This window comes from Pseudomonas palmensis, assembly GCF_017848315.1.
GTDB classification, from domain to species: Bacteria; Pseudomonadota; Gammaproteobacteria; order Pseudomonadales; family Pseudomonadaceae; genus Aquipseudomonas; species Aquipseudomonas palmensis.
In genome coordinates this window covers 1-15,080 of sequence record NZ_JAFKEC010000090.1, presented here as the reverse complement: position 1 = coordinate 15,080, position 15,080 = coordinate 1, and the positions used below count along the sequence as shown (strand labels likewise).

Below are 15,080 nucleotides of genomic sequence, written 5' to 3'. Positions count from 1 at the left end.
GGTCTGGACCAGGACAACGACCTCGCCCTGCTGAGCGACAGCTTCTGGCGCCAGGCGACGCCCACCGACCTGGACACGTGGCTGGCCCCGCGCAGCCAACCCGGCGAGTATCCACCCGGTGTGGTCACCCGCAACACCACGGCCTTTCACCTCGCACTCGAAAACAACGCCTCGCTGGCCATGCTGCAGCACCTGCGTGCCGCGCTACCGGCCATGGTCGGGCTCGGCGACTACCCCGAATCGCTGCTGTCCACGGCCATCAAGCACAACCACCCCACTGCCACCATCGAATGGCTGCTGGCCCAGGGCGCGCCGGTGGAAGCCGGCGACTACCACAACCCACGCCCGCTGCTGCTGGCCATCGCACAGGGCGCCGATGCCTCGCTGATCGACGCCCTGGTCAAGGCCGGCGCCGACACCTCCTACTTCACGCGCAGCGACAGCAACATGGACGCCTTCGACGCCGCAGTGCTGACCGAGCACAGCGCCACGCGCCGGGCCGTCGCCCGCCATCTGCCACTGCCCGAGGCCGGCAGCGAAACCATGGAAGCGATCCTGGTCGAGCTTTCGCGCCAGGGTCGCGACGGGCCCGACGCCCCGCACGTGAGCTACGACATCCTCAGCGTGCTGCTCGAGCGCGGCATGAGCAGCACCGGCACCTACTGCGACCCGCACAAACCCTACTGCCTGGCCGACGACAGGAGCGACCTGATGGACCTGGCCATCCGTATCGAGGACCCGCAACTGGTCGACTACCTGCTCGGCAAGGGTCTGAAGGCCCGCTAGCACACTTTTTTGCCCCAGCGCAGGTGCAGGGCACGCGCAAGCGATTAGAGTTATCCGCACAGCGCCATCAAGAGCGCGGCCATTGACCTGATTGACCGATATGAGGAACCACCATGACCCTGACCAATACGCAGGCACGCTACGGCAGCCTGTCGATCGCCCTGCACTGGCTGATGCTGATTCTGCTGGCGGTGGTATACGCCTGCATCGAACTGCGCGGCATCTTCCCCAAGGACAGCGCCGAGCGCGACCTGATGAAAAGCCTGCACTTCATGCTCGGCCTGAGCGTGTTCGTGCTGGTATGGCTGCGCCTGATCCTGAAGGTCACCCACCCCACCCCGCGCATCGAACCCAAGCCGCCGGCCTGGCAGACGGGCCTGGCGCACCTGATGCACTGGGCGCTTTACGCCCTGATGATCGGCCTGCCGCTGGCCGGCTGGGTGATCCTCAGCGCGGCTGGCAAGCCGATCCCGTTCTTCGGCCTGGAGTTGCCCGCCCTGGTAGCACCGGACACCGACCTGGCCAAGTTCGTCAAGGGCTGGCACGAGTGGTTCGGCGCACTGGGCTACTGGCTGATCGGCCTGCATGCACTGGCCGGCCTCTATCATCACTACGTGGTCCGCGATAACACCCTGCTGCGCATGCTGCCGCAAAAAGGTGACTGACTAGGCGAACCCGCGGCGGCCCTGCAAGCCGCCGGTGTGAACGAAGATCAGCCGCGTGCCGGCCACGAACGCGCCAGCCAGCACACGCTCCTGCAGGGCCAACAACGCCTTGCCGGTGTACAGCGGTTCCAGTGGCAGGCCCGATTCGGCCTCGCTGGCCTGGATGAATGCCAGCAAGGCCGGGTCGACCTTGGCAAAGCCGCCCCGGCTGGCGTCGTGCAGGCGGTAAGTGCCCGGCGCCAGCACCTCGACCTCGCCTTCCACCCCATGCCCCGGCGGCACGGCCAGCGCGCCGTGCACCGGGTGGTCGCCCGCTTCGGCCTGGGCCAGCCCCACCAGCGTGGTACCGCTGCCCACCGCCAGCCACCAGGCGTCGTAATCGGCCCAGCCCACGGCCGCCAGCTGCGCCCGCGCCTGGGTCACGATCTGTGCGCAGCCTTCGGTGCCCAGTGGCCCCGCGCCGCCTTCGGGCACGCAATGCCATGCCGGGTAGAGGGCTTGCCAGGGCTGCCAGAAATCCGCCTGATGCCGCGCCCTGTATCCGGCGTACCCCAGCCAGTGCAGGTGCATGCCCAGTGCTTGCAGGTCATGCACGGTGGGGTTGCTGTGCGGGTGCCCACGCAACAGCCCGGCCGTGGCAAAGCCGAAGCGCTTGCCGGCCGCCGCCAGGGCATGCAGGTGGTTGGAATAGGCGCCGCCCAGGCTGATCACCCCCGGGGCACCACGGGCATGGGCAAGGCGCAGGTGCCCCTGCAGCTTGAACCATTTGTTGCCGCTGATCAGCGGGTCGATAAGGTCCAGACGCAGCACTGCCACCTCGACCCCGGCGCGCGCCAGCCAGCCTAGGGCCAGCGGTTGCAGGGGTGCCAGTGGCAGGTCATCGAAAGCGGCAGACATCGAACAGGCTCGGCAGGACGGGAGCGCGCAGTCTACCAGCGCACCCCCGCCACCGCTTTACAGCTCGGCCGCCAGGCGTGAACCCTGGTTGATCGCGCGCTTGGCGTCCAGCTCGGCGGCGACGTCCGCGCCGCCGATCAGGTGTACCGACTGCCCGGCGGCCAGCAGGCCATCCTGCAGCTCGCGCAGCGGGTCCTGGCCGGCGCAGATCACCACGTTGTCCACCGCCAGTACCTGCGGCTCGCCTTCAGCGATACGGATATGCAGGCCGGCGTCGTCGATCTTCAGGTAGTCGACGCTGTTGAGCATCTGCACCCGCTTGTTCTTCAGGCCTGTGCGGTGGATCCAGCCGGTGGTCTTGCCCAGCCCGTCGCCAACCTTGGTCTTCTTGCGCTGCAACAGGTACACCTGGCGCGCCGGAGCATGGGGCTCGGCCTGGATGCCCGCCACGCCGCCGCGCGCTTCGAGCCGGGTGTCGATGCCCCACTCCCTCCAGAACGCCTCGCGGTCCTGGCTGGTGGCAACGCCCTGGTGCACCAGGAACTCCGACACATCGAAGCCGATGCCGCCGGCACCGATCACCGCGACCTTCTGCCCCACCGGCTTGCGCGCCAGCAGCACGTCCAGGTAGCTCAGCACCTTGGCGTGATCGATACCGTCGATGGCCGGCAGGCGAGGCGCGATGCCGGTCGCAAGGATGATCTCGTCGTAGCCGCCCTCCACCAGTTGCTCGACATTGACGCGGGTGTTCAGACACAGCTCCACGCCGGTGGTCTGCAGCTTGCGCTTGAAGTAGCGCAGGGTCTCGAAGAACTCCTCCTTGCCCGGCACGCGCTTGGCCACGTTGAACTGCCCGCCGATCTCGCTGGCCGAGTCGAACAGGGTCACCTGGTGGCCACGCTCGGCGGCCACGGTAGCGGCGGCCAGGCCGGCCGGGCCGGCGCCGACCACGGCAATGCGCTTGGGCTGGGCCACCGGCAGGTAGTTGAGTTCGGTTTCATGGCAGGCCCGCGGGTTGACCAGGCAACTGGTCAGCTTGCCGCCGAAGGTGTGGTCCAGGCAGGCCTGGTTACAGCCGATGCAGGTGTTGATCTCGTCGCCGCGCCCGGCGGCGGCCTTGTTGACGAAGTCCGGGTCGGCCAGGAACGGGCGTGCCATCGACACCATGTCGGCGTCGCCTTCGGCAAGGATCTGCTCGGCGACTTCCGGGGTGTTGATGCGGTTGGTGGTGATCAGCGGGATCTGCACCGCGCCGCGCAACTTGGCGGTGACCTTGCTGAACGCGGCACGCGGCACCTTGGTGGCGATGGTCGGGATACGCGCCTCGTGCCAACCGATGCCGGTGTTGATCAGCGTGGCGCCGGCCTGCTCGATGGCCTGGGCCAGCTGCACGATCTCCTGCCAGTTGCTGCCGCCTTCCACCAGGTCGAGCATCGACAGGCGGAAGATGATGATGAAGTTCGGGCCGACCGCTTCTCGCACCCGGCGCACGATCTCCACGGCCAGGCGCATGCGGTTCTCGTAGCTGCCCCCCCAGCGGTCGGTGCGATGGTTGGTGTGGGCGGCCAGGAACTGGTTGATGAAGTAGCCTTCGGACCCCATGATCTCGACGCCGTCGTACTCGGCGCTCTGGGCCAGCGTGGCGCAGGTGACGAAGTCCTGGATCTGCTTCTCGATGCCCTCTTCGTCCAGCTCGCGGGGCTTGAACGGGTTGATCGGCGCCTGGATCGCGCTGGGGGCCACCTGCTTGGGGCTGTAGGCGTAGCGCCCGGCGTGGAGGATCTGCATGCAGATCTTGCCGCCAGCCTCGTGCACCGCCTGGGTAACGATACGGTGCTTCTGCGCTTCTTCGGCCGTTGTCAGCTTGGCCGCGCCGGAGTATACCCCGCCCTCTTCGTTGGGCCCGATGCCGCCGGTGACCATCAGGCCGACGCCACCACGGGCGCGCTCGGCAAAGTATGCCGCCATGCGCTCGAAACCGCCGGGTTTCTCCTCCAGGCCGGTGTGCATCGAGCCCATCAGGGTGCGGTTGCGCAGGGTGGTGAAGCCCAGGTCCAGCGGGGCAAGCAGGTGCGGGTATTGAGCGGCGGTCATGGTGAACTCCACAGCGAACTGATCACGGAATGCGGGCGCCTCGCTGCGTGCAGCGGGGCCCGTCGGTTATCTGTGAGGGACAGTAATGCGCCTGGAAGTGAGGCTCAATGACCGAAAGTTACAAGTTGATGACCGTAACTGACAGTGCGTGAGGCGCTGACCTGTTCACTGATGCAGGCAGCGTTCGGCCAATTGCCGAGCCTGATCGTGGGTGATGCCGGTGTTTTGCTGCAGGGCGAGCGGGTGATCGCCCGCGTCCACGAACACCAGCGGGCGGTCGCCCAGGGCCTGGGTCTGCAGCGTAGCCTTGAGGTTGAGGGTCGAAACCTCATAGGGGAACTCGCTTTGCACACGTGCCGCATACGGTGGTTCGCGCTCGCGACCTGGGGTTTCCCACAGTTCGCTGGTGCGGTAGAAATCCGCCTCGCTGACCGTCACCCAGGTCAGCCACACGAACGGCTCGGGTGAGCCGATGATCGGGATTTCCAGGCGTCCGAGCACGAAGTGGTGGGTGTCATCGATGATGCACTGATCGCTGGACAGTGGCGCACGCTGCTCGCGCTCTGCCTCCGGCAGGTCATACCAGGCGGCAGGGGCTGGCGCGCCGAAGGTGGTGGGCAACTCGTCGTGATACTCGCCACAGGTGGCGCAATGGAAGCCTTGCATGGTGGGTACTCCTTGAACACTTAAGGCCGGATCAAGCCGCGCGGCGCGCAAACGGCAGCGTCATGTTACAGGCCCAGCAGTGCCTTGAGCGCAGGCATTACCCACTGGGGGTGATCCTCGTGCGGCGAATGCCCGGTAAACGGGATGTTCAACAGTTGCGCATTCGCCACCCGATCGGCCAGCTCGCAGGCGTTGGCCCGCGTTACCAGGCGGTCTTCGTCGCCATGAATCACCAGAAAATCGGCGGTGATGCCGCACACCGTTTCATTCGGGTAGCCTTGCTCGCCTGAATCCAGCCACAGCTCGCGCAACGCCACGGCCAGGCGGTCGAAATCGGGTTCGGGGTTCAACTGCAGGTAGCGCTCGTAGCTGTGCGGAAACAGCTCACGCCAGCGCGCGCCGGTCACGCGGCTGTACATGCCGCGCACGGGATCATCCGCTTTCAGTTGCCAGTGGGCACCGATCGTCACCAGTTTGTCGATGCCAGCACTCCCGGCAGCCGCGATGCGCAGCGCTGCAATGCCGCCATCGCTGTGGCCGACGAGGCTGAAGCGCTCAAGCCCCAACTGCCGGGCAACCGCCTCCACATCCAGTTGCAAGCGCTGGTAGGTCAGCGGCAGGTGCCCCAGGGTCGATTTGCCCTGGCCGCGGCTGTCGATGCCGATCAGGCGATAATGTTCGGCCAGGGCCGGCGTGATGGCATTGAAGGTTTCGATATCGCCAAAGCCACCGTGCAGAAAAACCAGTGCCGGGCCCTGTGGGTTGCCTTGCTGTTCACAATAGAGGCGTGCCCCGGCAACTTCGACGTACTGGCCGTCCTGGTGAGTGAATGTCGTCATTTGAGGGTCCCTTGTTTGTGTCGCGGTGGCAATTGTCGGCGGCAGTTTAATGCGTTGCGCCTTCGACGCGGTACCCCCGATGCCCTCATTGCCAGGTATGAAGTCCTTTGCTTAACGCATCGTCCTGTCATTGATCGGAAAGACACATCCTTTGCTTTGGCCCCAAAGGGTCAGTACGAAAATAGCGACAATCATGAGTGCCCCGCCAAACACGCCAGAAAAAGTACTCATGTTGATGCCTTTTTTCGTGCAGCATTGGTTTGCGTAAATCACCGCATGGCACCGCTGAAACATGGCCCACCCACCAAACCAACCATCAACTACAAAGCACAGACTTAAAGCACAGTTCTCGGCGCCAAACACGCACCAGTAAAAGCACTTGCCGAGCCAACTTCAGCTCTTGTTTCCCCTTTCACTCACCCTAAATGAACCACTACATCAAGCGCACACCCCTGAGATCGTGCGTAAAACACCAGAGAAGCCAGCCCGACTCCTGCGGCTGCTCCGCCGTAAACAGTTGTAAGGACCACACACGAAAGCATCTTATTTTTAAATGAAAAAGCATGCCTATACATTTCCAAAAGCCCTGCAAAGGTATTCATATTTATGCCATTACGCTTGCAGTATGCATTTGCATAAAAAACCGTTACAAAAACCACCCCAAACAAAAACCAGAAAATTATTTCTATCAATAGAGCCATCCAAAAGCACACAATACGCCCTCCATCTTTCAGTGGAATAATTACGGTAGAAAACAGAGGTGCGCTCCGGCAACTTCGACGTACTGGCATTCTTGGTGAGTGAATGTCGTCGTTTGAGGGTCCCTTGTTTGTGTCGCGGTGGCAATTGTCGGCGGCAGTTTAATGCGTTGCGCCTTCGACGCGGTACCCCTGATGCCCTCATTGCCATGTATGAAGTCCTTTGCTTAACGCATCGTCCTGTCATTGATCGGAAAGACACATCCCTTACTCTGCCCCCAAAGGGTCAGTACGAAAATAGCGACAATCATGAGTGCCCCGCCATAGGTTGCAGTCAACATGATGAATGACAGCTTTTTATGCTCAAACTTGAAAACCATCGCCCACATTTCAAACATGCCAGAAAAAGTGTTCATATTTACGCCTCTCTTTTTGCAAAATTGATTTGCATAAATCACCGCCGCCGCCATTGAAACACCACAAAAAGCAAACAAGGAAATTCTGAAAAACTGAATCGTGTCGCACATAACTCACCTAGAGTAATGGGGCTGGTACATCACGACAGACAAAACATTCTCGTTTTTCGCCTTACACTGCGCCCCCACGACAGTGCGAACTCGCCAAGCTGGGGCCCCCAATATGAAAAGCCATCCTAGTGGGCTGACACTGCAAAAAGCACGAAGTGATACAACGTGATAGTCATCACGAGCGGAAACATTTTCATCACCCTTGACGCTTAGCACAAAAATAAGCCGCAACCAAGCACACAGTGGAACCAAGCCTCGTCACAAAAATAGCATGCCGAATTACTTCAATAGGTGTGGGTGAATCCAGACCCGCGAGCAGTGCAAGTAGACAGAAAGCAAGATAGGCAATTACTACCATGGCAGCGAGAGCGAGCTTCACACCTAACAAAACGCGCGACTGACTCACCGCGACCTCATAATCAACTAAACAAACTGAACCATAAACCACCAGCCTTCACCAATGACATGCTCAACCATCATAGAAACTTACCCCAAAAAAACTCTAACGCTTCGTAAGCATCCTCATCGTCATAGGCCTGAACCAGAAACTCAAGCACCTGCGCAACCGCCGCCTGCTTCGCGTCATCCATACATTTTATCTTATAAAGATCATCATCTCTGGCATACATCAGCAGCCTTGATGGCAGCTCCTTGGAAATTACATTACCTTCATCATATTGCTCACATGCGATCAAAAGGTAAGCTGGCAAATAATAGCTCATCCCGACGGGGGCCATGAATGACAAACATGCAGATGCATCTCCAACATATTCATCTACCAATATATCTAGCGTAACATCCCACCAATTCCGACCCTTGAAAAAATCCCTGACCTGAAGGGGCTCAGGATAAGAGGACGCTACAATCTGAGAGACCTCTGGCGGCGCCGTACACTTAAAAGCGAGTTTTATTTGTTCTCGAATTCTGCGCTGCTCCATTTTCATCGAGTCTTCTTCTCGCATAGCGCTACACTCCCCAAGCTTTGATTGCTTCATCTCGGTGCTGTTTATCCCCAACAGCGAAATATCGATTATTTACAGCATTACGAGCTAACGCACACTCCAGATTCACCTCACGCAGAATTGAAGTTTGCACAGGATCGGTAACTCCCTTGCAAGTACGACGCCCCCTTTACAGGCCCTGTCAATATCTCGCACCCTGCTTACCGTATTTATCTATAATTAATTTTAAAATCACACCCATGGCTCTGCCCCCATACTGTCAACGCAAGAATAACGGTACCTATAGCTGCCCCCCCATAGGCCGCAGTCAGCAGGAGGATGGACAGCTTCCTGCTCTCAAACTTAAAAACCTTGCCCCACACCTCTAACATACCTGAGAACGTATTCATGTTGATGCCATTTTTTTTACTGTACGCGCTTGCATACAACACAGCAGAAACCAACAAAACCCAACAAATAACAAACAAAAAAATCCGAACGAACTGTATTACGTCGCACATAACCTACTACCTAAAAAACGTAACACCCGGGCCGGCAGGAGCTTTAACTTCAGGGCCACCCCTATAAACATAAAGCTCGGACTGGTTGAGGGTTGCCTAAAACAACCCTGAATCAACGCCATTCCTACTCCCACACCTACGTTGACTCCTTTGCATCAGGACCAGAAAACTCCAAACCACATGATGGCTTCCGGTCCATATGTTTAACGCATTGATCTGTCATTGATTGGAAAAACGCACCCCTGGCTCTGCCCCCACAAAGTTAACACGAGAATAATGACTGCTACGCACAGCCCCCCAAAGGCGGCTGTCAGCATCAATATCGACAGTTTTTTGTTTTCAAACCTGAAGACCATGCCCCACATTTCAAAAAGGCCTGAAAAGGTATTCATATTGATACCTTTTTTCTTGCAACAATGATTGGCATAAATGACGGATGCCGCCACAAACACCCCACCGAGGACAAATAAAAAAATACGGAAGAACTGCAATACATCACACATAAACCACCTAGAACAATGGAATTGAAACAGCGGGACTGGCAGGCGTCTTGATCTCAGGCCCCACTCCTGCCCCGAAACCTATATACAGTTCTGGCCACGTCGAGGTCTGCGTGACATCAATCTGGATGATACCTAGCGCTACCCCAACTCCCGCCGCCGCCGGCAACGACTTCGAGTCAGGATCAGAGAATTTGAAACCGCAACTAGCAGTCGCACGAGCACCTACACTCATAACGGGTATAGCCACCTGCCCCGCCACACCGGTTTTTTCGTTTGCACTCATACCGAACGACACGCCCGTGCCTACCGCAGCAGTAGCAGAAGCCCTACACTCCCCCGTCATAATAGGTTTGGCCGGCGGCGGCGCCATCGCTCGGGAAACCTCATCCGGTGTCGCACCATTCTGCAACATCCAACTTCCCAGTGAAGCGCGCTCCGCGACGCCGGGCATGTTCAGGTCGAACAGCCCCAACGGGTCAGCCCGCATAACAGGCGTGTTACTCACATAGCTGTACACGTTCAACCCACCCAGCATCCCGATCGGGTCTCTCGACACATAGCGCGCCATGCGGGGTTCGTAGTAACGGAATCGGTTGTAATGCAGCCCTGTTTCAGGGTCGTGGTATTGCCCCTGAAAACGAATCGGATTGCCCACGCCATGCTGCGCGGCCCACGACGAGCGCTCTTCACGAACCTCACCCCACACCTTGTACTGCCCCGTCCAGGCAACATTGCCGTTGTGGTCAGTGATTTCCATTGGCGTGCCCAGGTGGTCGCAGTGGTACCAGGCAATGACGTCGAACGCTGGCGCAGTGGGCAGTGCCTGCCAGAGTGGGTCCTGGTCGATGTCGTAATGACGGCCCTGCCAGTCGGGTTGCCTGAGCAGGCGTATCGAGCGCTTGTGCAACGCTTGAGCCACAGGCACGAAGCGGCCCGGTTCGTAGAGGTAGTGAACGGTACGGCCTGTGTCGCCCTCGTCGAGGGGCAATGCGCTTTCCCAGGCCAGGGTTTCGCCGTCCCATCCGTACAGCGTGAAACCGCAGTGCAGCTCACGCTGACGCTTGCTGCGCTGCATTGCATTCCAGCCGGTGCCGGCCTCGGGCTTGTCCTTGTAATGGGCGACGGCATGCTTGTGCAACCGCCGACCAAGGGCGTCATAGCTGTATTCCACACTGAGCCTGTCGTCGCTGTAGCGCACCAGGCGATTGAACAAGTCCCAGCTGAAGTGGGCAGGCACACCGTTGTGCAAGCGTTGCACAAGGTTACCGCGCTCGTCATACGTGTAGCGGCTGCCCGCGTATTCGCGCAGCACGTTGTCCATCACATTGTGGGAGCTGGCATCGTTATCCAGCGGGCGATGCAGTTGCCGCGCCTTGTCCGTCAGGTTGCCGGCCGGGTCGAAGGCAAAGGTTTCTTCACCCAGGCGGCTGTTGGCCTGCAACAGGCGGCCTAGCGGATCGTACTGGTAGGCCAGGTGACCACGACGGGTATCGAGGATGTCTGTCAGTTGACCGGTCGGGTCGTATTGATACTCGCGCTTGCACAGAATGGATTGGCCGTCATGACTGGTGAGCAACTGTTCTTGCGGACGCCCTAGCGCGTCCCATACCTGCGTTTGCGTCAGTTTGTTGCCCTGATGGCGGGCGACTTCGCGATGCAGATCGTCGCGCTCATAAGCCAGTATTTCGTGCTGGTCAAGTCGCATGCCCAAGAGATGGCCGCTGCCGTAAGTCAGCCAGCTGACCTTGTGGCCATCCGGGCGCGTGGTGGCGATTCGCTGGTTGAGTGCGTCGTACTCGTGCAGCCACACCGCTACCATCGGCGTACCCGTTGCCAGGTAATGCTGGTGCTCACGGGTCAGGTTGCCCGCGTCGTCATAGAACCATTGCAGTGTGCTGGAGTCGTTGATCGCCTGCAGCACCTTGCCATTGCCGTCGTAGGCAAAGCGCTCTGTTTGGCGCTGATCGCCAAGGTGCGCTGTGCGCTCGATCAACCGGCCCATGCGGTCGTGGTGCAAATCGATGCGGCGCTGCCCCACCTGGCTGCTCGCCAGGCGCCCAGTGCAGGGGTCGTACCGATAACGGACGGTCACACCATCGAAGCCGGTTTCTGCCACTCGACGTCCCATGGGATCGTACTGGTAAAACGCGCACTGCTCGTTCTGGTTCTCCAGGCTGAGCAACCGCCCCAGCCTGTCCCACTGGTAGCGCAACGTGTGCTCCTTCGCATCCACCCGTTCAGCCAACAGACCGGCAGCCGTATAGGACCAGGTAGTACAGCGATCCAGCGCATCCAGGTGCGCGAGCAAGCGCCCTTCGGCGTCACGCTCGAAGCGCTCTTCGGTTTTGTCTGGATGAATCACCTTGGCCAACTGCCCCGCCTTGTATTCGTACTGCGTCTTGTCGCCCGCCGCATTGGCGGTTTCCACCAGTTGCCCGAATTCGTTGTAGTGCCACTGGCTGGTCTTGCCCGAACAGTCGGTGTATTCGAGCATCTGCCCGGCCTCGTTGTACCCGAGTTTTTTCTCGTTGCCGTGAGCATCCTTGATTGCCCTGACCTGGCCTGTGGCGGTGTAGGCAAACTCGGTCTTGTTGCCCAGCGGGTCGACCGTCTCTACCAGGTTGCCGCGCTCGTCGTAGTCCCGTCGCCACAGCCCACCTTCAGCATCCCGAACCTTGATCAGCTGATCATCGTCGCTGTACGCGTAATGCACCACGCTATGGTCGGCACGAATGTGTTGCAGCCGGTTGCTTCGCTCGTCGTAGGCAAAACGATCCTGGCTGCCGTCGGCATGAAGGTGGCGAATCAGGTTCTTGCGCTGGTCGCGAAACAGCCACTCCGAGCGCCCATCCGGGTACTCGATACGATAGGTGTAGCCCTGCGCATCGTAATAGTGACGGGTCTGCTGGCCATACGCGTCAGTCACCGTTGTCAGGCGAATGTGTTCATCCCAGGTGAGACGAGTCTCGAAGCTGCCGTCGTCTGCCCATTCGTGCACGGCCCTGGCGCGAGGGCCGCTGCCGTCCCAGCGCAAGTTGAGACCACGACCGGTACGGTCGGTATAGCGCGTGATCAGGTGGTGCTGGTACGCGTACTGCCAGGCAGCGCCATGCTCGTCCTGGGCGGTTACCAGGTCGCCAAGCCGGTCGTGGTGATAAGCGCAGAGCTGGCGCAGCGGCTTGCCATCGACCACCTGCCAGAGCCCCTGGATACGGCCATGCCCGTCAAGCACGGTGCCGAGTTGCAGGTGTACCTTGGCAGGGTCATTCTCCTGGTAGGTGTTGATGTCCGAGAGTACCGGACGCCCCTGATGACGGTGCTCGTAATGCAGCATGGCTCCTGCGCCACTGCGCAGCACGATATGCGTGAGGAGGAAGCGCCCCCCTGCCCGCTCATAGGTTTCCTTGCGCCCCAGCCCGCGCATGAGAATCAGCTGACTGTCGGTGGTGCGCACCAGGGCGTTGTACTCCACCGGGTCATAGTGCGACATACCGATCTTGGGCAGCGGGTAGGCATGGCTGCGGCCATCCACGTCGTGGAACAGCACGCCGTCATCCAGCATATCGATGTACGTGGTGAATTCGGTGATCCAGCGTGCGCCCAGGCTGGCGCTGTCGAGGGCATCGAGGCGCGAATGATAGGTACGCGTCCACACGATCGGAAACGGCCCCGGCAGGCTGAAGTCGGTGTGCTGAAGCGTCTCGCTACCCGAGGCGAAGTTGATGCGGTTGCACGTGCTGGTGGGCGCGCCATTCTTGCACTGGTTGGCCTCCAGGCTCGCCGGGTTCTGCATCTTCTGCGTTTCGACCTTACCGTCGGCAGCCTGGTGCTGGGCCGTGCTGATGGCTGCGGTCTTGACGTTGGCCACCACAACCTGGGGGTTGCGCGTGCGCCATTGCTCTACGCTGCTGGCCAGCTTCATGCGCAGGCCTTCAATGGAGCAAGGGCGGCCGGGATCGGAAAGTTCAAGGATTTCAGCACGCACCTTTGGCGCCAGTTCCCGCAGGCGCGCAATCTGCGCCAGTAGGCCAGCGTTGCCCTCGTCCCCCAGTGCAACGCTCACAGCAGCACTGGTCATGCCTTTGCCGGCCGCCTTGTAGGCATCAAAGGCTGCCCGGAGATAGTTGTCGATGCTCGCCGTCGGGTCGTGGACAAGCCGGCTTCCAGCTGGCGCCGAGACCGGGCTGGCCACACCCACAGCAGTGCCGGCAACCAAAGCACCGAGGCCTGAGGCGATGTCGAGAATGATCTGTTCGCCCAGGATTGCTGCCTGGGCCAACGCCTCCTTGAGATTGCCCTGGGACTGCTCGACGAAGTCATCCAGGCTACCGACGATGTCAGCATTCAAGTGGCCCGCCATCAGCTCCATCAGCGCATCACCCAGCGCCCGCTTGCCCTCCTGGCGCACGATGAACAACATCGGGCGCAAGGCCATGCGTGCTGCGGTCATGCTCGCAGGGGAAGCCACCAGACCGATCAGGTTGAGCCCGAAGCTCGCGCAATCAAAGGGCTCAGGTACGTTGCTGCGCGCCAGCGCGACAACATCACCCAGCGCGTCGACCAAGGCAATGATATTGCCTGCCATGGGCACACTGCCGGCGACACCGCTGATGCGCTCGAGGGTGGCAAAACTGGCACTGACCTCACGTAGCCAGGCATCGAAGACCACGGCGCCACGACCAACGTCTTCTATGTGGATTTCGCGAAGCGGGGTGATGGCTACCTGCGAGGCGCGGGAGTGGTCGTCGCAAGCGTAGGTATGTTCAGTCATGAGATCAGTTCACCTGGCAGCAAATCGGTAACAGTGTTCAGGCTGTGAGCCTTGAGTTCAGCCAGCTTGGGTACTGGCAACCTTGGCAGGCCGGCCAGGCCCGCCGCACTCAGCGCCGCCGAGGCGGCAGGCAGCGTAGAACCGACGGCACTGGAAGCGCTGACCCGCTGTGCCAGCCCACCCATGCCGCCCTGCATTGCGCCCCGCATCTGCTGCATGCCTTGGCGCGCGCTTTGGCCGGTGTTGAGCAAGTCACTGCCGGCCTTTGCTGCATGCATGCCCTTGCCGGCGAGTTGCTTGGCCTCTTCGATCAGGCTGCCGCCAACATCAGGCTTGAGCTTGTCGAGCATCGCACCGAGCATCGACGGCGTGCCCTCTTCAAGGGCCGACAGGCTCCGCCAGGGCAGGCCTTTGGTAAAACTGCCAAGGCTCCAGGTGTTGACCGTATCGAGACCAAACCTGACCCACGCCGGCCCCGGTGCCACCCCCGACACGGCATTGAACCCCTGGCCATCGAGGCTGCCCTTGAGCACCGTGCCCAGTGCATCGGTCACTTCGTAATCGCCGGCCTGGATGCCCTTGGCATTGGCGTACAGGTTGAACAGTTCCAGGTCGCCCTTGCCCGGCTTGGGCGGCTCGGGGAAGGTCCCGGCCAGGTTCTTGGGGCCCACATGGGCGAAGTTCGCCGCATGCGCGGTGTATGGCCCGGTAGTTACGTGAGTGATGCCGCCGGCATTGAAAGTGGTGGCGCTGCCGCCGCCTTGGAGTACCAGTTCGGTCTTGGCGGTGAGGGTGATGCGGTCGGCATTGGCAGTGATGTCGAGCTTGGCCAGCAGGTTGATGTTGTCTTTCAGCGCTTTGATATCGATGTCGCCCGACGCCGCCACCAACCGCCAGCCCATGTTCTGCACGAACAGCCGCATGCCCTGGCTGGCACTGGCCAGCAGCCGCTTGCCGATCGACAGGCTCGTGTGCCCGGTGCTGCTCAACGCCAGGTGCTCGCCGGTCGCGACATGCGTCGAGCGCGGCGTGGTCAGGGCGATGCCCGCCGGGCTGGCCAGCACCAGGTGCGGTTCGCTGAACTCGGGAAATTCGTTGGCGCTCTGGTTGGTCGGGCCGCTGCCGACGATGCCCTGGTGCTGCGCATGCAGGGCCTTGGCCACCTCGTCCTG

The 15,080-nt window shown here is 60.7% G+C and carries 11 protein-coding genes; 2 read left to right on the top strand and 9 right to left on the bottom strand.

The annotated features are described in order from the left end of the window. Both JZZ72_RS26615 and cybB read left to right on the top strand, forming a co-directional pair. The coding region (locus tag JZZ72_RS26615; protein ID WP_210015427.1) for a hypothetical protein at positions 1 to 786 on the top strand (786 nt) is incomplete at its 5' end. Between the two features lie 113 nt (positions 787 to 899). Further along, on the top strand, positions 900 to 1,451 hold the full coding sequence (cybB, locus tag JZZ72_RS26610) for a cytochrome b561 (RefSeq protein ID WP_058541353.1): 552 nt from the start codon (positions 900 to 902) through the stop codon (positions 1,449 to 1,451). On the opposite strand, the gene JZZ72_RS26605 is transcribed toward cybB, so the two are convergent. From JZZ72_RS26605 to JZZ72_RS26565, 9 genes are all read right to left on the bottom strand, one after another. Then, positions 1,452 to 2,348, bottom strand: a complete 897-nt coding sequence (locus tag JZZ72_RS26605; protein WP_210015426.1) for a 1-aminocyclopropane-1-carboxylate deaminase/D-cysteine desulfhydrase — start codon at positions 2,346 to 2,348, stop codon at positions 1,452 to 1,454. A gap of 57 nt (positions 2,349 to 2,405) precedes the next feature. Beyond that, on the bottom strand, positions 2,406 to 4,442 hold the full coding sequence (locus JZZ72_RS26600; protein ID WP_054916686.1) for an NADPH-dependent 2,4-dienoyl-CoA reductase: 2,037 nt from the start codon (positions 4,440 to 4,442) through the stop codon (positions 2,406 to 2,408). Positions 4,443 to 4,607: 165 nt separating this feature from the next. Further along, a complete protein-coding gene (locus JZZ72_RS26595; RefSeq protein ID WP_210015425.1) occupies positions 4,608 to 5,108 on the bottom strand; it encodes a DUF2199 domain-containing protein in 501 nt (166 codons plus the stop codon). A 65-nt stretch (positions 5,109 to 5,173) separates the two neighbouring features. Further along, positions 5,174 to 5,947 carry an alpha/beta fold hydrolase gene (locus JZZ72_RS26590; protein WP_210015424.1) on the bottom strand — a complete coding sequence of 258 codons (774 nt, stop codon included), beginning with the start codon at positions 5,945 to 5,947 and terminating at the stop codon, positions 5,174 to 5,176. A gap of 925 nt (positions 5,948 to 6,872) precedes the next feature. Further along, positions 6,873 to 7,172: a hypothetical protein gene (locus JZZ72_RS26585; RefSeq protein WP_146095027.1), complete on the bottom strand. Its 300-nt coding sequence runs from the start codon at positions 7,170 to 7,172 to the stop codon at positions 6,873 to 6,875. A gap of 476 nt (positions 7,173 to 7,648) precedes the next feature. Continuing rightward, positions 7,649 to 8,134 carry a DUF6714 family protein gene (locus tag JZZ72_RS26580; RefSeq protein ID WP_210015423.1) on the bottom strand — a complete coding sequence of 162 codons (486 nt, stop codon included), beginning with the start codon at positions 8,132 to 8,134 and terminating at the stop codon, positions 7,649 to 7,651. A gap of 703 nt (positions 8,135 to 8,837) precedes the next feature. Continuing rightward, positions 8,838 to 9,137, bottom strand: coding sequence for a hypothetical protein (locus JZZ72_RS26575; RefSeq protein WP_147303887.1), 300 nt, complete (start codon positions 9,135 to 9,137; stop codon positions 8,838 to 8,840). Positions 9,138 to 9,144: 7 nt separating this feature from the next. Continuing rightward, entirely contained in the window at positions 9,145 to 13,908 is a 4,764-nt protein-coding gene (locus tag JZZ72_RS26570) for an RHS repeat-associated core domain-containing protein (RefSeq protein WP_210015422.1), read from the bottom strand. Continuing rightward, positions 13,905 to 15,080 (bottom strand): DUF2345 domain-containing protein (locus JZZ72_RS26565; RefSeq protein WP_210015421.1); only part of this gene is annotated, 1,176 nt, incomplete at its 5' end. The genes JZZ72_RS26570 and JZZ72_RS26565, both read right to left, overlap by 4 nt.